This is a genomic window from Streptococcus sp. AS14 (genome assembly GCF_000286495.1).
Classification (GTDB): Bacteria; Bacillota; Bacilli; order Lactobacillales; family Streptococcaceae; genus Streptococcus; species Streptococcus sanguinis_P.
The window spans coordinates 16,999-34,666 of the sequence record NZ_ALKI01000016.1; the positions used below are offsets into that span (position 1 = coordinate 16,999).

A 17,668-nucleotide genomic window follows, 5' to 3' on the forward strand; every position below is an offset into this window, starting at 1 on the left:
GATTTTTTATGTCACTTTTTCCAGCTATTGAAAGTTATCTGCCTCATCAAGGGGCTAAGTATATGTCTCCAGACAAGGCAGGGCAACTGAGTGAGTCTATGTTGGAATTGAGAGCTAAAGGCCAGGCGGCACGCAAGGAGTTTGCAGATTTGGTCAAGGATTTTCAGAGCCTCTATCCTAAGCTGACCTTGGAGCGAACCAGCCAGTGGATGAATCAAGCACAGATACTGCGACCGCATTTTTGGAATTATCTTAAAGGCTATGGGGAAATCACAGAGCCAATGTTCGCCCTGCGCTTGTATGGGACTGCAGAAGATTTTGGAGTGTCACTAGAGGTGAGCTTTATGGAGCGTAAGAAAGATGAGCACAGTCTCAGCAAGCAAAATCGGGTCTTGGAGCTGCCTATTCAGTCGCCAGCTTATTATTTTGCTCAGATAGATGGTGTGAGTCAGCGTTTTGAAGGTACTGAGGAAAATCGCAAGTTCCTTACTCAGCAGCTAGCAGCCGGTCAGGTTCGTAAGGTCTTGGTCAAATACGATATTCCTCTTTCTCAGGCTGCTTCAAGAGAGCAGGTGCTGTCCCAGCTGCAGGAGGCCATGACAGCCTTGATTCCCTTTTATGAGGCGACTCGGACCTTATGATTGCGTTTACAAAGAGAAAGTTATTTAAGTAAGTATTGACAAAAGCCCCAGAATCATATAGAATAGTAAAGTATGTTTAGTAACTGATCACAACTAGCCGGCTAAACGAATACAAGAATCTAAGAGGAGGTATTCATCGTGAAACGTACTTATCAACCAAGTAAAATCCGTCGTGCGCGTAAACATGGTTTCCGCCACCGTATGTCAACTAAAAACGGTCGTCGTGTATTGGCAGCTCGCCGTCGTAAAGGACGCAAAGTTTTGGCTGCTTAATCCAAACGATTTATCAAGAAACCAGCGGAGACTCGAGACCGCTGGTTTTTTTGTGTGTTAAATTTATTGACTAAAGTCGATAGACTGGCAGTACAATTCCTCTTTTCGTCCGGTGTCTTTATTTATGACCTCCACATACCAATCTCCTTTGTGGCTAAATAGTTTGATAAATTGAACTTGAAGAGACTGCTGTTCATACTTAATTGGAAAAAATTCTTCCTGCCTATGTAATAAAATATCTAGAATCATCCGCAGTTGAGAGTTGTTGATTGTTTTTCTGACTTCTGGTTGAAGGATTTTCTCAATTTTTGTAATCTTGCTTAACTGCTGTTCTGAAATCGAGTTTTCAAATTTTTCTTTTAATTTTTGCAGGTCAATATCAAAAGGGCACATATTGTAGTTTTCCAGAGTCAGCATGGAAAAATACAAGGCAGAAATTTCATCTATGGAGAAAATAATAGGAGATAACAAGTCGTTGCTAAGAATTTTATAACTGCCATTCCGGCCTAAGTCAGAATAAATTGGAATGCCTAACGTTTCAAGGCTGGCAATATCACGAAGGGCAGTGCTTTTTGAAATGTGATATCGATTCATAATATCTTTTAGATTGAATTGTCTTTTCTTATTGAGAAAAATAAGCATATCGTTAATTCTTTGAGATTTATTCATGCTAAGCTCCATATTTTTATAAAATGGTTTCAAATAATGATACCTTTTTATATTATACTAGTTTTAGAGAAAATAATAAAGGAGTCAAATATGAAGCAATATTTTAAGGCCTTATTGGCAGAACAGACAGAAATGGCCCTAGCAACTTCTGTAAAGGATATCCCAAATGTAAGAATTGTAAATTTTTACTATGATGAGGAGACAAAGAAATTGTTCTTTATCTCATTTAAAAATAGTCATAAAATCCAAGAGCTGGCAATCAATAATCGTATTGCTCTTACAACAGTCCCGAAAGGTGATGGGAGGTATGTCCGGATTCAAGGAAGAGTCAAAGAAAGCCAACTTTCTATTGAGGATATAAGAAGCGTTTTTGTCCAGAAGTATCCTTATTATCAAGATATTATTGAGCAGCATAGCAACTCCTTGCAACTTTTTGAAGTCTCTTTTTCTGATGCTTTCTTGGTTTTAGATAATAATCAAGTTGAGAAAATTAAACTATAAGGAGAAAATAGATGGTTGAGATAAAAAGATGCGATTGGGCTGAAAATAGTGAGCTTGAGAGAAATTATCATGACCATGACTGGGGGCGACCTGTGCATGACGAGCATAAACTCTTTAAAATGTTGATTTTAGAAGGTCAACAGGCGGGCTTGAGCTGGCAAACTATTTTGTCAAAAATGGATGCTATGACAGAGGCTTATGAAAACTTCAATCCTGAAATACTCTCCAACTATGACGAGCAGAAGATTGAAGAATTGCTTAGTGATCAAAGAGTGATACGAAATAGGCTGAAAATAAAGGCAGTTATAAAAAATGCTAAAGCCTATTTAAAATTAAAAGAAGACTATGGTAGTTTGGATTCTTATATTTGGTCTTTTGTAAAGAATGAACCGATTCTTAATTCATGGTCTAGTATTGAAGAGGTGCCTGCTCGAACGGATCTATCCGATAAAATTAGTAAAGAACTCAAAAAGAAAGGTTTTTCTTTTGTTGGTTCTACGACTGTATATGCCTTTATGCAGTCCATTGGCATGGTCAATGATCATTTGCTGACCTGTGATTTTAGGATATAATCATTTTTCTTTGAATTGGAAAGGTGAGCGGTCTATTATTGAATGCTGGTAAATGATGTAAAAAAGGAGAATAAAACCAGAAAGAAACTGTTTTTCTTTCTGGTTTTTTGTGTATAGTTGAGCACAGTTGCTTATTTTGCTACTGGTAAAAGAACTGGATACAGATAGCAGAGCAAGGTAAAGCTTATCAGGGCGTAAAAGATACCGATGCGAATAGCTTGGATAGGTTTGTAGAAGCGAATCAGGGTCAGTAGGCACCAAACCAAGAGAACTAGGATAAACCATGCTGAAATCAAGCGCAGCGGTGTTGGTCCGTAAAGGTAGATGTAGATGCCAAATAATTTCCAGCCGGCTAGCAAGGCCAGCAGACCAGTAAAGATAAAGAGAATAGTAGCTGCGAATCGCGTCCCTTTCTGATCCCAGAGCGGTTTTTTGGCAATCAGATAGAAGACACCTAGGACTGCAAAGTTAAGGATAGACACCCGAACCAGCTGCCAGAAGCCAGCTACGGCAACAGTTGAAGCATTCTGCGGAGAAATAGCCTGAGCTACTGTTCCGGCGCTTAGGAGCTGACCGAGCTCACCCAGACCCGTTAGGAAGAAGAGAGCATAGGTCAGGCAAAGGCTGCCGATGATAATGTAGGCTGCGAAAGCGGGTGCTACTCGCAAAGGGTGGATACTTGCTTGGAATTTTTTGTAGCTAAGTTTAGTATCTTTTTTGCCTAACAGACTGCCGGCTAGGAGGCCGTACAAGTACAGACTGACAGGAACAGCCAGGCAGGCCTTGAAGAGAATCATGCCGCTATCAAGACTTGAAAAGAGGGAGTCAAGGAGATTTTCGATAACATCAGCAGTATTGCTGAAGAAGGAGGCAAAGCTGTCTGAAACCTGACTTAGCTGGGACCAGACAAAGTAGACCAAGATTCCTGCGACAAAGAAGCTGCTGACGATAATCGCGAGCTGTTGGGCTTTCTTTGAAGACATGCTGTCAGAGCTATCGGAATAGTCCTTCTGCTTGCCTTCTATAAAGACTAGAATAGCAGCAATGAAATTTTTAAAGGGCAGGATGCAGAAGGCTTGAATGGTGTCAAACCAGACTAGGATCCCCAAACGCCCCTGGCTTAACCAGCCGGTGCGAGACAGAATATAGAAGGCGAATGAGATGTGGATGGCTAGAAATTGGAAAAATTCTAGCTGACGATGAAGCCCCCAGAGACTTAAAGCCAGAGCTTGAGCTAGCGTCATGATCAGAAAGCTTCTAGTCTCTAATCTGCTGTCAAGATTCTTTATCTGCAGTGATGGATAGGCCAATTTCCTGATTAGGGCCTCGCTTAATAATATAAGGCCGATTGCAAACGGGAAAAAGGATGCAGTTTGATAATTAAAAAATACTGCAGAGTAAAAGTAGGTTAAAAGATAGAGGATTAGATAGCCGATTTTAAAGAATCGCAGTTGCTTGTCCTCTAGGCCTGTGAAGATGGTCTGTCGTTCTGCTTCTGCGGGCAGACAAGGCTGGACATTCATCTGATCTTGTGCTGGATATTCCATAATTATTTCTCCTCCTCATCGTCAGGGATATACTCCAAAATATCGCCAGGCTGGCATTCTAATTCACGGCAGAGAGCGTTGAGTGTTGAAAAGCGGACGGCCTTAGCTCGATTATTTTTTAGAATAGATAGATTGGCTGGTGTTAGGTCAATCAACTCTGCTAAACGGCCAGCACTGATGCGTTTTTGCGCCATGACAAGGTCTAAATTTATCTGAATCATAAGACCTCCTAAATAGTGTAGTCCACTTGATCCTGCAGCTCAATGGCCTTGCCAAAGGCGTTGCGGATGACACGGATAATCAGGGTCAAGATGCTACAGGAAACAGTGACTAAGAGCATGGGCAAATAGGCTGTCAGTCCCATAAAGAGGGAGATGAGAGCCACAGTGCCGACTTCCCAGCCAAGATAGCGCATGTACTGAACATTTTGTGTGATAAAGACCTGATTTTTACCAATGCGGCTAAGGAGTCGATAGAGATGGACAATGCAGGCTAGAGCCAGGCAGCCGAGGACATAGCCGAGCAGCAGCAGGAACCAAAAGCGCGTCTCCCCTTGAAAGAAAGGAGAGGGAAATTCGATAACTAGATTGACGACCCAAGGTCCTAGGGCTATCAGGATAATGGAAGCAATAAATAAAAGGCTGATACTGATTTTTGTAAGAGTAATGCTCATATCTTCAGAAGTCTTTTTCATTTTGTCTGTCATAATTTCCTCCGACTAACGATTCATTTCTTAGTAACTATAACACGCATCTTATCGATAATCAATAAAAAACTATCGAAAAAAGATAAAATCGGTCTTAAGGACTAGATGAAATTTTCTAAAAAGTTCTTATTGTATAGATATGGATTTCTTATCAGAAGATGAATAGAGCAGAAGACGATGAATATTTCGCCTGATTTTTGGTATAATGAAAAACAGGAATTGTATACTCTTTCTGGTTAGAAGCGGAGTATGTGTAAGGAGGGAAGATTCTGTGGGTGTAAAGCTTGTTCATTATCGTAGTAAGTTATATGAATTTCTCATGGTGCCTGCCATCGTTTCAAGGGATGATAAACATATGTGGATGGATTTACGGCAGAATCAAAAGGAGCTGCTTCTTGATGTACAGCCGCACTATGATAAGCTCTATCAGGATTTACTTCCTTTGAAAAAGGAGCTTGTTGCGGTTAGTTTGTTTGAAGGAGCTACGGTGGGACTGGCTCCGCTCCTCTACCTCTACTTGCTAGAAAAAGGAGAAGATCCGGCCAATCCGCATGACTTGTTAGAATGTCTGAAAAAACTAGATGCAGAGCAAATCATCTATTGCTTATCACTTAAGCTTTCTAAAGGGGAAGTCATCAAGGGATGTCCTGAGAATCTGCTGGCTTTTATAGAGAATAGTGACAAGTCTCCGGAAAATAAATGGTACTGCTACCAGGCTATTCAGCATCCAGAGAAGCTTCGGGACCAATTAGTTTCCTTGCTGGAAAGAGTGTTCGAGCTCTATCAGCCTATTTATGAGCAGTTTGAGAAGGAAGTTCTAGCTTTTGAACAAGAATTTAGCCTATCTGATGTGATGAATGATGATGAGCAGCATGCCAAGCTTCTTGAAAAGGACACACAAGTCTTTGTTCTGTCACCTATGTTTATTGACTCTTTTCTCGAAAAGGTTCCTGATTTCACTTCCTATTCCTTAGTCCTTTCGACGAGAAGTTCCCAGTTATCAAAGGCGGAATCGGAGCTTAACGATGAAACATTGGCTCTGGCCTTAAAAACACTTGGAGATGAAACCCGCTATAAAGTATTGATTGAATTGATTCAACCGCATGCCAAGAATAAAGATATAGCTAAAAAACTGGGGCTTACAAGAGCCTCTATCTCATTCCATACGCAGAAGCTGCTAAATTCTGGCTTGCTGGAGCTTGTGATGGATGATGATTCGGTTAAATACACGGTCAATAAAGAACTGATTCGAAAGATTATAGAGAAGTTCAAACAAGACCTAACATAGTTTCAGAAGACCTGGATTCATTCTAGGCCTTTCTTTTTGTAAAACAACAATCTAATAAAAATTTGACAAACACCTAATTTATTGTTATGATTTGTTAAACAAAAATCTAACAAGAGTAAAGGAGATGTCGTATGATTGTTTTTGCAAAAAACAAAAATTTTCGCCAGTTGCTCATCAATCAATGGATTTCAGGTTTTGGGGACATTGTTTTTTATTTGGCTTTGATGAACTATGTTTCTGCCTATTCCTTTGCTCCACTTGCGGTTTTATTGATTTCTCTTTCTGAAACGCTGCCCCAGTTAATTCAAGTTTTTACTGGAGTTGCAGCGGACTTTCAGAAGAATCGTATCCATAAATACCTACTTATACAGTTTAGTAAGGTGCTCTTATATAGCTTGGTAACGTTTTTGTTGCTTGAACAAGATTTCTCCTTCTTGATTCTGCTTTTGATTTGCTTGATTAACTTTCTGTCGGATAGTCTGAGTTATTTTTCAGGTGCCATGCTGACCCCAGTTTATGTAAAAGTGATTGAGCAAGATATGACCTCTGCTATGGGCTTTCGGCAGGCTAGTATGAGTCTGGTTCATATTTTGGGGAATCTAGCTGGCGGTTTTCTCATCGCTTGGATGAGTATTGGAGCTTTGGCAGGACTGAATGCTCTGACATTCTTGCTAGCTTACCTTGGTTTTGGGCATATTAGTAAAAATTTACAGGAATTAGAACCAGAGCTAGGTAATGCAAAGAAGCTAAATAAAGAGAATTATTGGCAGCATTTATTGGATTCTCTAAAAGTCTTGCTGGGATTGAAAAACGTTGTGAGGTTGTTATTAGTTTCAACCTTTGGGCAGGTCACTCTGAATATTCTGACGCCAGTGGCGACTCTTTTATTGCTGAAAAGGCCTTTTTGGAATCTGCAGATTGGTCAGTCCATTGCCGTGTTAATTGTTCTAAGTTCCGCTGGTCTGATCTTAGGGAATATTTTGAGTGGCAGTTTGCTGAAAAAACTTTCGACGAAGCTTGCTATGTATAGTAGCCAAGTATGTGAAGGTTTTATTCTTTGCGGTTTTTTCTGGCAAAATTTTTTACTTGTCCTGATAGCGAGCTTTGCTTGCTCTGTTACAGTCGGTCTGCTGAGTCCAAGATTGCAGAAATCTGTTTTCAGCCTAATACCAGAAGAGTCCATGGGAGCTATCCAGTCAGCTATTAATTTATTTAGCATGGCTGTTCCTAGTGTTTTATCTATGCTGTTGATAGCTCTTGCCAGCAGTTTGGGGGTTATTTATATTCTCCTCCCGCTTGTGTTAATGCTGGCACTGTCTTTCTACTTGATTATTCCAATGGAGAACTTGAAGGCAGATTCGGATAGCTGTTGAATGGCAGCTATCTTATTTTTCTGCTTTGAAGAGACTTCTGATTTTTCAGGTCATTTTTGGTATAATAAAGGACAGGAAATACAAGGAAGTAAACCATGAAGATTTTTGATACACACACGCATTTAAATGTGGAAGAATTTGCTGGTCGAGAGGAAGAGGAACTGCAGCTGGCTGCAGAAATGGGCGTCAGCAAAATAAATATTGTCGGTTTTGACCGACTGACTATTGAGCGCGCCTTGGAGTTAGCAGACAGTTATGATCAGCTTTATGCTACGATTGGCTGGCATCCGACTGAGGCTGGGACTTATGATGAGGCGGTGGAAGCCTATCTGCTGGACAAGCTTCGTCACCCCAAAGTGGTGGCTCTGGGCGAGATTGGGCTGGACTATCACTGGATGACTGCGCCCAAGGATGTTCAGGAGCGGGTGTTTCGACGCCAAATCCAGCTCTCCAAAGAACTGAACCTCCCCTTTGTCGTTCACACACGTGACGCATTGGAGGATACCTATGAGATTATCAAGAGTGAGGGAGTTGGTTCTCGGGGCGGTATCATGCACTCTTATTCCGGTTCTTTGGAAATGGCAGAGCGCTTTATCGAGCTAGGGATGATGATTTCCTTTTCTGGAGTTGTTACCTTTAAAAAAGCGACGGATATTCAAGAAGCTGCGCAGAACCTGCCTTTGGACAAAATTCTCGTCGAGACTGATGCGCCTTATCTAGCGCCTGTTCCCAAGCGTGGCCGAGAAAACAAAACAGCCTATACTCGCTATGTGGTAGAGAAAATTGCTGAGCTGCGTGGGCTGACTGTCGAAGAAGCAGCGCAGGCGACCTATGACAATGCAAAGAAGGTGTTTGGGCTTGATTGAGAAGATAAAAATCCCTCAGGTGCTTGTCGTTGAGGGGAAGGATGATACAGCCAATCTGCAGCGATTTTACCAAGTTGACACTTATGAGACAAGAGGCTCTGCGATCAATGAAGAAGACTTAGAGCGGATTGCGAAACTGCACCAGCTGCGTGGTGTTATTGTCTTTACTGATCCAGACTACAACGGTGAGCGTATCCGTCGAATGATTATGGAGACTGTGCCTACTGCTCAGCATGCCTTTCTTCGTCGAGATGAGGCAACGCCCAAGTCTAAGAACAAAGGTAAATCGCTGGGAGTAGAGCACGCTTCATTTGAGGATTTACAGCAGGCGTTAGCTGGTCTAGTCGGATATTTTGATGATGAGGATAATTTTGACATAAGCAAAAGTGACCTCGTACGACTGGGACTGCTTATGGGAAGTGACAGCCGTCAGCGTCGAGAGTATCTTGGTGAGCAGCTCCGTATCGGCTATTCTAACGGTAAGCAGCTGCTTAAACGCTTGGAATTGTTTGGGGTGACTTTGGCGGAAGTGGAAGATGTTATGAAATCTTATGAGAATAGCTAAGCAGAGCCCAAATGTAAGCAAATTATGCTATAATGGAAGAGTAGATTAATATAGAGGAAAGAAAATAATGGAATATACTACTATAAGTCATGATGTTGAAACTATAAATAATAGAATAAGAAGAGGGCAAATAAAAATGGACTCTGATTTTCAAAGAGGAGAAGTTTGGACTTTGCCTAAAAAACAAAAATTAATTGATACGATATTACGTGGATGGCCTATCCCTCCCATACAAATTGTAAAATTAAAAGATACAGAGGAAATATTAGATGGGCTTCAACGTGTTACCTCCATAATTGAATTTTTAAAGGGAGAATATTCCATTGATGGAACAATCCAGCCAAAAAATTCAGATTTAGAAATATTAGATGGACTGACTTTTTCAGATATAGAAAAAAAGGCTGATTCGGAGAAAGATCCGTTTTATAAAAAGATCCTCAATACTATTTTAAGCACGTCTATTAGTGCATATTATATACAGAATCCAACTTCTGAAGAAATTGCAGAACTATTTTATAGGTTCAATTCCCCAATGCAACTGAATCCTGTAGAGAAGAGGAATGCATTTATGGGAGACACTAGGACACAAATAAAACAATTAAATGAGTATTTTATTGAGAGTGGAGCTAGAAAAGAGACTTTAGGTTTCAATGATATTCGTGGGCTTTATGAAGATATTCTTGTCAAAGTGTGCTATTTTTTTGAATTTCCTGATAGGCGCGTTATAAAGTTAACAACGGATAAGTTGGTTGAGTTGTATAGAGAGAATCATAAGTTTTCTGATAGAACTATCTCAACAATTAAATCTTCAATAAAGCTATTTTTTGAAACAATAGAAGAGTATTTCCAAAATAGTCATATTAAACTTTCTAGAACTACTGTATTTTCGATTTTGTTATTTATTTGTAATAATCTTAGCTCGCTTCATAAACATGAAATCCAAAAAGTTATACACTTTTCAAGTGGTGGGATTCAAAAAAACACAGAGATTTATAATACCTATCGAAGTCTTTCTATATCTGGTACAACAGATGCAATTAATATTAATCTCAGAGAGTATATTTTATATCTTGTTTGTGAAAATATTGAGATTACTACTGATGACGAACTATTTGAGGGAATGAGAGATTATTATATTGAAAAAATTGGTGTAAGAATTCTATGAAAATAAAAGATCAAAAAGTTTTAGATTTCGCAAAAAAAACAAATGATTTTGTTGTTATCCTAGGGGCAAATGGCAGTGGAAAAACATCGAAATTAAAATCCATCTTTAATGATATGTCTGATGTCAATCCAGATATAAAGCAAGTATATATTTCGGATTCTTATATTATTAACTCTGGACAGATTGTTAATTATTTTATTTCTAATACCGATATTGATAGTCTTGAATCAAGAGAGATTAAAAATAGTGATTTAAAGCATCTTAATACAATGATTTTTAAAGAATATCATAAAGTGACATATAAAACCATAGATTTTGATGGTTTCACTGATATTTTTGGGGATCAAATTCCGGAGGTGGATATACTATTTGATAGGTATAGTAGGAATATACGTTTTTTCTATGTTGAAGTGACAGATTCGGAAGGTAAAAGTTATGACTCTCTTTCAATGGGGAGAGGTGAATATTTATCGGTGGTGTATTTTATACTATTCCATGAAGAAATAAAAAAAAGTAAGGTGTATATAGATGAACCTTGCAACTATCTGTCATATTTTTCTCTTCAAAACTTTTCTAAATTGTTAATTAAATCCTCAGCAGTGGCTAAAAATGAGTTTTATTTGACAACAAATAATTTAGATTTAATAGACAATTTGCTGTGTTATGATGTTGATTTAAAAATAATATTTAACTATCCAGAAGGTACATCGGAAATTTCAAAGGAAGATTATTATTCTATATTTTGTGCTCGATATCAGAAAAAAGAAGAAATCAAGAGAGTTATTTTTGTCGAGGATGTTTTAGCGAAAAAGTTTTTAGATAGGCTGTTTCCAAATGAAGAAATTGTTTTCGTTCAAGGAGAGGGGAATTTGAGAATAGTTGATAGGTTTAGTGCTTTAAATACACAATTTAAATTCCCTGAAATTCGAGTGATTTATGATGGCGATCAAAAAGATCGCCAGTTTAGATTGCCCTTTGATGATGTAGAATCTTATGTAATTTATAATTATCAAAAGATTATTGATAGCAAAATACCTAAAGCCACGAGCTTTAGGATTGAAGACTCTATTAAGCGTTTGGAAAAACATGATGCATATTTAGAAATTTTAAATATTTTAAATCTTGAAGAAGAACAGTGTCTAGACAGATTAGTAAAAGAATACAGAGATGGTGAATGGTTTGAAGAAATTTCTAATTATATAAATAATGTAATAACTTCTGTTTAATTGATGTTATTATATAGATTTGTTTAGGAAGTAATGGTATCAGATGTATTCTTAGAATTTAGGTACTAGCTTAGAAAGAAAGATATATGAGAATTGCAGACCATAGTGTGACCCGTGCCATTCTGGAGCGTCACGGTTTCACTTTTAAAAAATCTTTCGGTCAGAATTTCCTGACGGATACCAACATTCTCCAGAAGATTGTGGACACAGCTGAGATTGACAAAAAGGTCAATGTCATCGAGATTGGGCCCGGTATTGGGGCTTTGACGGAATTTTTGGCCGAAAGTGCCGCGGAGGTCATGGCCTTTGAGATTGATGATCGGCTGGTACCGATTTTGGCGGATACTCTGCGCGATTTTGACAATGTGACAGTGGTCAATCAGGATATTCTCAAGGTTGATTTGACCCAGTACATAGCAGAGTTTAAAAATCCAGACCTGCCTATCAAGGTAGTGGCAAACTTGCCCTACTACATCACGACGCCGATTCTCATGCACTTGATTGAGAGCGGAATTCCTTTTAGTGAGTTTGTCGTTATGATGCAGAGAGAAGTGGCGGATAGGATTTCGGCTCAGCCGAATACCAAGGCCTATGGTAGTTTGTCGATTGCGGTGCAGTATTACATGACAGCTAAGGTTGCCTTTGTTGTGCCGCGGACAGTCTTTGTGCCAGCGCCCAATGTGGATTCGGCTATTCTCAAGATGGTGCGCAGAACCCAGCCAGCAGTGGCGGTACAGGACGAGAAATTCTTTTTCAAGGTCTCCAAGGCCAGCTTTGTCCACCGTCGGAAGACTCTCTGGAATAACCTGACCAGTTATTTTGGAAAGTCAGAGGAGACCAAAGACAAGTTAACAGCAGCCTTAGAACGAGCTGACTTATCTCCAAGTGTTCGAGGAGAAGCTCTTAGTTTAGAAGAATTTGCTCGCTTGGCAGACGCTTTGAAGACTGAGGGATTATAAAAAAATAGAAGATCTGCTCTATATGGCTGGTCTTCTATTTTGCTAATGAGGTAAATATGAAAGTGAAATTTCTGGCTTTTCTCAGCAGTATAATTCTGCTTCATAATAACAAAAAATCCTATCAATCATGATAGGATTGCTTTTTATGCGGAGGAAGGGATTTGAACCCTCACACCCGTATGGGCACATGCGCCTGAAGCATGCGTGTCTGCCGTTCCACCACCTCCGCTTGAGATTCTATTATAACTTATTTTTGTGAAAATGCCAATAGAGAATATCAGTTTTTTTCATACAGTAAAAAAAGCGGAAAAATTTCTATTTTTTTCTTTACTAAAATAGTTCTATAATATTGCCATTATAGTAAGTATTTGTTACAATAAGATTAATTACTTATTTAGGTAACGAAATAAAAAAGGAGAATGTTATGAAACTGAAAAAATGGCTGCTGTTTTTGATGCTGCCCCTTCTGTTTTTGCTGGATTTGAAGCTGTTTACAGCAACTGCTCAAGCTGATGCTTTGAAGAATGCAATCACAGACATTAAAATCTGGGATCATTCTAATGGCCGCGAAGCAACCAAGGTTAACGGTGCTTACAATTTGGTCCAAGGGGGGAATTATCGCTATGAGCTAGTTTTTGATTTGTCTGCTTACGATAACAAGCTCAAGGATGGGGATACCTTTACCTTTACAGTACCGAACGGTGCAACCATTGCTGATGGTACAACTTTTACTCTGACGGATAATGAAACGCAGGTCCAACTTGGAGCGGCTAAGATGACGTCGAATGGTTCGGGTAAGGGTGGTCTGATCACGGTTACTATTCAGAATTTGGCAGATTACAAGTCTAAGACAACTGCTAGTGGAGTAAGAGGGAGCTTCTTCTTTGATTTTCAGGCGACGACAGTAGGTGCTGATCAAGACTGGAATTATAAGCCTGAGGAAACTCAAGGGGCGATGAGCCATAAGGTAACCATTAACGAGCGCAAACAAAACAGTTTTTCAACAGCTGGTGAAAACTACGCTAAGATTGGAGGGGTCATTGCTAAGAAGCCATATAATTCGGCTATTCTAGGCAAGAGCGGTGACTACTCGCATAACTGGACTGTTCGTATCAATACTCAGCAAAAGACCTATAATTCTCCGATTGTTATCAAGGACGTCATTCCAGATAGCAGTGCACCAATGCAATTCGTTCCGGAGCAACTTGTCCTTCGCCAAGGGGAGTACACACAGAGTTTATCAAGTATTGCGAATTCTGTTATCTTGAAAGAAGGTCAAGATTATACGGTTGCCTATAATGACACTTATACAGAGTTTACTCTAACTATCAATAATCCAGGTAATCGTGCCTTTATGTTGAACTATATGACAACTTCACCAGCTGATGGTTCTTTGGTATCCAATACGGCTGAGATGGAAGTTGATAATACAAAACTGCCATTCAGAGATGATCGTCCTGGTCAGACGAGCTCTACGGTAGAGCGCAGCAGCCGGATTACAGAAGGCGGTGTTATCACAGCGGATATCAGCAACAGTCTGGTTCTCTATAAGCAGGATTCTAAGACTGGCAAAATGCTGGAAGGTGCTGTCTTTAAGGTGACAACTCCTAGCGGTGAAGAGATTACTCTGCCGCCGACTGATGCTAACGGGCGGGTTTCTACACAGCCTTTCTCAAGTGAAGAAATCAAGAAAGGCCAATTCACAGTAGAAGAAGTCACAGCTCCGGAAGGCTATGTACTGGACAGCAATCCGATGAAAGTGACTATCAAGGCTGATGGTGCAGTCAAAACAGTCAAGAATACGGTAGATCCAAATGCCAGCAAAAAGCTGACAGTCAAGAAAATTTGGAAAGATGAAAGCAATCAGGACGGCAAGCGTCCAGCTTCTATTGCTGTAGATGTCTACGCTAACGGTCAAAAACTGGCTGATAAGACAGTGACCGTAACTGGCGGTAGTACAGATGCGGAGTGGACAGCTCAGACAACTGATTTACCAATCTTTGATGCAAGCGGTCAAAAAATCACCTATACAATCGGTGAAGATCAGCTTGATGGTTACGATGCTCCAGAAGTAGATCAGGGGAATCTCACTGTTACCAATACTCGTACGCCAGAGAAAATCGCTATCAAAGCCAGCAAGAAATGGGATGATGCCGAGAATCAAGACGGCAAACGTCCTGCCAATGTTGTTGTCAAACTTTATAAAGAAGTCGGCGGTCAGAAATCAGAAGTTGCGAACCGAACTCTGACTGAAGCTGACCAGTGGGCAACCGAGTTCACTAACTTGAACAAATATGAAAAGGGACAAGAAGTTGTTTATTCTCTGGAAGAAGACGCGGTCCCTCACTATCAATCTCAGGTAACTGGCAATGCTGCTGACGGCTTTGTAGTGACCAACACTTACAAGCCAGAAACCATCAAGATTTCTGGTCAGAAGAAGTGGGATGATGCGGAAAACCAAGATGGCAAGCGTCCAAATGCTGTTAGAGTCAAGATCTTGAAAGGCCAGGATATTGTTGATGTGCAGGAAGTGACGGCTGCTAACGGTTGGAAATATGAATCCAATCCTCTTCCTAAATATGCAGCAGGCCAAGAAATTGCTTATACTGTTGCAGAAGAAGCTGTCTCAGGCTACACGAGCAAGGTGGACGGCTACAACATCACCAACTCTTACACCCCAGAAACGGTCAAGGTTTCCGGTCAGAAGAAATGGGATGATGCGGAAAACCAAGATGGTAAGCGTCCAGCTTCTGTTAAGGTTAAAATTCTGAATGGTGATACGGTTGTGGATGAGCAAAATGTGACTTCCGCTAACGAATGGAAGTATGAGTCCAAGGCTTTGCCTAAGTATGCGGCAGGCCAAGAAATCACTTATACCGTAAGTGAGGAAGCTGTTCCAGGTTATACTAGTAAGGTAGAGGGTTACAACATCACCAATTCTTACACTCCAGAGACAACGACTGTGTCTGGAAGCAAGACTTGGGAAGATGGCGATAACCAAGATGGCAAGCGTCCAGCTTCTATCACAGTTAATCTGCTAGCTGACGGTCAAAAAGTCAATACCCAAACAGTCGGAGAGGCAGAAGGCTGGTCTTACAACTTTACTGGCTTGCCAGTTTACAAGGATGGTCAACGGATTACCTATACAGTAACGGAAGAAGCTGTACCGGGTTATTCAACCAATCTCAACGGCTACAATATCACTAACTCTTATACACCAGAGAAGACAGAAATCACTGCCAGCAAGACCTGGAATGACAGCGACAATCAAGACGGCAAACGTCCAACTAAGATTAGCATTAAGCTGATGAAGACCGTCGGCGGTGTCAAGACAGAAGTCGCTAGCAAGGAAGTGACGGCTGCTGATCAATGGCAAACCAAATTTGAAAATCTGCCAGTTTATGAAAATGGTCAGAAGATTGATTACTCTATCGAGGAAGATGATGTAGCTGGCTACACTAAAGAAATCAAAGATTTCACAGTTACCAACTCTTACACTCCAGAGATGATTAAGATTTCTGGTCAAAAAGTCTGGGATGACGCTGATAACCAAGACGGCAAGCGTCCAGCTTCTGTTAAGGTTAAAGTGAAAAATGGCGATACTATCGTAGATGAGCTGGAAGTAACAGCTGCTAACGATTGGAAGTTTGAGTCTAAAGCTCTTCCTAAGTATGCAGCAGGTCAAGAGATTGCCTATACTGTCACTGAAGAAGCGGTTGCGGAATATCAAACTAAGATTGATAAGTTCACCATTACCAATTCTTACACTCCTCAAAGTACAGAATATGCTGTGACTAAGGTCTGGGATGATGCTGATAACCAAGACGGCAAGCGTCCAGCTTCTATCACAGTGCAACTGTATAGCTCAGTAAATGGTCAAGAGCCAGCTGCTGTCGCAGGTAAGACATTGACCTTGACGGCTGATAATGAGGTGGCAGCTAACACTTGGAAAGCAAGCTTCACCAATCTGCCTCAGTTTGACAAGGGACAGAAGATCACCTATTCCGTCAAAGAGGATGATGCAACAGTAGCCGCTTTGAAAGAAAAAGGTTACAGTCCGAAAGTAGAAGGTCAGACAATCACTAACTCTCATACTCCAGAACAGGTTAAAATTTCTGGTCAGAAAGTCTGGGATGATGCAGACGATCAAGACGGCAAACGCCCAACATCTATTACAGTTAAAGTAATGGATGGAAGCACTGTTGTTGATACACTTGAAGTAACAGCTGCTAATGGATGGAAGTTTGAATCTAAAGACCTGCCTAAATATAGAAATGGTCAAGAGATTGCCTACACACTTAAGGAAGATGCTGTTGCTCAGTATGAAACTAAGATTGATAAGTTCACCATTACCAACTCCTACACTCCAGAAACTGTTAAAGTCTCTGGTCAAAAGGTTTGGGATGATGCTAATAATCAAGACGGCAAGCGCCCAGCATCTATCAAGGTCAAGATTTTGGACGGAGATAAGGTGGTAGATGAGCTGGAAGTGACAGCTGCTACTGACTGGAAGTTTGAGTCCAAGGATCTACCTAAGAATAAGAAGGGCAAGAAAATAAACTATACAGTCCTTGAAGAAGTGACGGTTGAGGGTTATAGCAGCAGCCAAGAACAAGCAACAGATGGCAGCTTTACTTTGACTAATAGCTATAAACCAACACAGATTGCTGTTAAGGGAACTGCGGTATGGTCAGATGCTGAAAATCAAGATAAGGTGCGACCTTCCAAGATTACTGTTCGCCTCTTGGCAGATGGCAAACCAATCAAAGAAGAGGTTGTGTCAGAAGAAAATGGTTGGCAGTATGACTTTAGCGACCTTCCTAAGTACAAGGATGGCAAGGAAATTGTCTATAGTGTTGCGGCTGATCCAGTAGATGGCTATAAGCTTGAGATCAACGGTACTCAGCTGACCTTCAGTCATATCCCTACTAAGAAAGTGGCTGTTGACGGAGTAGTTTCACCTAATAAGCCAGGCGGTCAAGCTCCGAAAGTCGGAGGAAAAGCTCTTCCTCGTACTGGACAGGAAGAAAGTCTTCTTGTTACTATTCTTGGCTTCCTAGCAGCGCTTCTCGCAGGAGGAATGCTGATGGCTAAGGCGAAACGCAGCTAATCAGTTTTGTGACTTACTGAAAGGCACAGTAAATATCTCATTCGATATGAAAAAGCGAACAGGTTCTTTTGAGCTTGTTCGCTTTTATCATGTCAGTTTCATCTCAAGTATTTTAAAACAACTGCTTTCTATGAAAAATGAACCTAACCTTAAGAAATGTCTTCTATGCAAAACAAGCAAGCTAAATCTCGCTTTTTTTGTTATAAT

The 17,668-nt window shown here is 40.4% G+C and carries 16 protein-coding genes and 1 tRNA gene; 12 read left to right on the forward strand and 5 right to left on the reverse strand.

Translation table 11 applies throughout. The features are described from left to right. Positions 1-8 precede the first annotated feature (8 nt). Together HMPREF1150_RS03865 and rpmH are read left to right on the forward strand one after the other, a co-directional pair. A complete protein-coding gene (locus tag HMPREF1150_RS03865) occupies positions 9-641 on the forward strand; it encodes a hypothetical protein (RefSeq protein ID WP_009660081.1) in 633 nt (210 codons plus the stop codon). Positions 642-779: 138 nt separating this feature from the next. Further along, on the forward strand, positions 780-914 hold the full coding sequence (gene rpmH, locus HMPREF1150_RS03860) for a 50S ribosomal protein L34 (protein ID WP_002893904.1): 135 nt from the start codon (positions 780-782) through the stop codon (positions 912-914). 63 nt (positions 915-977) lie between these two features. On the opposite strand, the gene HMPREF1150_RS03855 is transcribed toward rpmH, so the two are convergent. After that, entirely contained in the window at positions 978-1,595 is a 618-nt protein-coding gene (locus tag HMPREF1150_RS03855; protein ID WP_032905579.1) for a YafY family protein, read from the reverse strand. A 24-nt stretch (positions 1,596-1,619) separates the two neighbouring features. On the opposite strand from HMPREF1150_RS03855, the gene HMPREF1150_RS03850 reads away from it, so the two are divergent. Next, positions 1,620-2,084: a pyridoxamine 5'-phosphate oxidase family protein gene (locus HMPREF1150_RS03850; RefSeq protein ID WP_032905614.1), complete on the forward strand. Its 465-nt coding sequence runs from the start codon at positions 1,620-1,622 to the stop codon at positions 2,082-2,084. 11 nt (positions 2,085-2,095) lie between these two features. Next, on the forward strand, positions 2,096-2,656 hold the full coding sequence (locus tag HMPREF1150_RS03845; RefSeq protein WP_009660106.1) for a DNA-3-methyladenine glycosylase I: 561 nt from the start codon (positions 2,096-2,098) through the stop codon (positions 2,654-2,656). 131 nt (positions 2,657-2,787) lie between these two features. On the opposite strand, the gene HMPREF1150_RS03840 is transcribed toward HMPREF1150_RS03845, so the two are convergent. From HMPREF1150_RS03840 to HMPREF1150_RS03830, 3 genes are read right to left on the reverse strand one after another with little or no spacing between them, the layout of a single operon-like run. Further along, positions 2,788-4,203 carry a DUF4153 domain-containing protein gene (locus HMPREF1150_RS03840; protein WP_009660059.1) on the reverse strand — a complete coding sequence of 472 codons (1,416 nt, stop codon included), beginning with the start codon at positions 4,201-4,203 and terminating at the stop codon, positions 2,788-2,790. A gap of 2 nt (positions 4,204-4,205) precedes the next feature. Next, positions 4,206-4,424 (reverse strand): helix-turn-helix transcriptional regulator, encoded by a 219-nt coding sequence (locus HMPREF1150_RS03835; protein ID WP_002902177.1) that lies wholly within the window; start codon positions 4,422-4,424, stop codon positions 4,206-4,208. Positions 4,425-4,432: 8 nt separating this feature from the next. Next, positions 4,433-4,909: a DUF2975 domain-containing protein gene (locus tag HMPREF1150_RS03830; RefSeq protein ID WP_002902179.1), complete on the reverse strand. Its 477-nt coding sequence runs from the start codon at positions 4,907-4,909 to the stop codon at positions 4,433-4,435. 205 nt (positions 4,910-5,114) lie between these two features. On the opposite strand from HMPREF1150_RS03830, the gene HMPREF1150_RS03825 reads away from it, so the two are divergent. From HMPREF1150_RS03825 to rsmA, 7 genes are all read left to right on the forward strand, one after another. After that, the gene (locus HMPREF1150_RS03825) at positions 5,115-6,197 is read left to right on the forward strand and encodes a helix-turn-helix transcriptional regulator (protein ID WP_032905581.1); all 1,083 of its coding nucleotides are present in this window, start codon (positions 5,115-5,117) and stop codon (positions 6,195-6,197) included. A 131-nt stretch (positions 6,198-6,328) separates the two neighbouring features. Next, positions 6,329-7,570: an MFS transporter gene (locus HMPREF1150_RS03820; protein ID WP_009660118.1), complete on the forward strand. Its 1,242-nt coding sequence runs from the start codon at positions 6,329-6,331 to the stop codon at positions 7,568-7,570. 95 nt (positions 7,571-7,665) lie between these two features. Further along, positions 7,666-8,436 (forward strand): TatD family hydrolase, encoded by a 771-nt coding sequence (locus HMPREF1150_RS03815; protein WP_009660099.1) that lies wholly within the window; start codon positions 7,666-7,668, stop codon positions 8,434-8,436. Continuing rightward, entirely contained in the window at positions 8,429-9,001 is a 573-nt protein-coding gene (gene rnmV / locus HMPREF1150_RS03810; protein WP_032905616.1) for a ribonuclease M5, read from the forward strand. Before HMPREF1150_RS03815 ends, rnmV begins: the two co-directional genes overlap by 8 nt. A 67-nt stretch (positions 9,002-9,068) precedes the next feature. Continuing rightward, positions 9,069-10,166, forward strand: coding sequence for a DUF262 domain-containing protein (locus HMPREF1150_RS03805; protein ID WP_009660064.1), 1,098 nt, complete (start codon positions 9,069-9,071; stop codon positions 10,164-10,166). Further along, positions 10,163-11,392 carry a hypothetical protein gene (locus tag HMPREF1150_RS03800; protein ID WP_009660072.1) on the forward strand — a complete coding sequence of 410 codons (1,230 nt, stop codon included), beginning with the start codon at positions 10,163-10,165 and terminating at the stop codon, positions 11,390-11,392. The genes HMPREF1150_RS03805 and HMPREF1150_RS03800 overlap by 4 nt, the downstream gene beginning before the upstream one ends. 86 nt (positions 11,393-11,478) lie before the next feature. Beyond that, positions 11,479-12,351: a 16S rRNA (adenine(1518)-N(6)/adenine(1519)-N(6))-dimethyltransferase RsmA gene (gene rsmA, locus HMPREF1150_RS03795; protein WP_009660031.1), complete on the forward strand. Its 873-nt coding sequence runs from the start codon at positions 11,479-11,481 to the stop codon at positions 12,349-12,351. Between the two features lie 146 nt (positions 12,352-12,497). On the opposite strand, the gene HMPREF1150_RS03790 is transcribed toward rsmA, so the two are convergent. Next, positions 12,498-12,580 (reverse strand) — tRNA-Leu (locus tag HMPREF1150_RS03790). A gap of 195 nt (positions 12,581-12,775) precedes the next feature. Here HMPREF1150_RS03790 and HMPREF1150_RS03785 point away from each other — a divergent pair. Continuing rightward, on the forward strand, positions 12,776-17,461 hold the full coding sequence (locus tag HMPREF1150_RS03785; protein ID WP_009660055.1) for a Cna B-type domain-containing protein: 4,686 nt from the start codon (positions 12,776-12,778) through the stop codon (positions 17,459-17,461). The last annotated feature ends 207 nt before the right edge of the window (positions 17,462-17,668 follow it).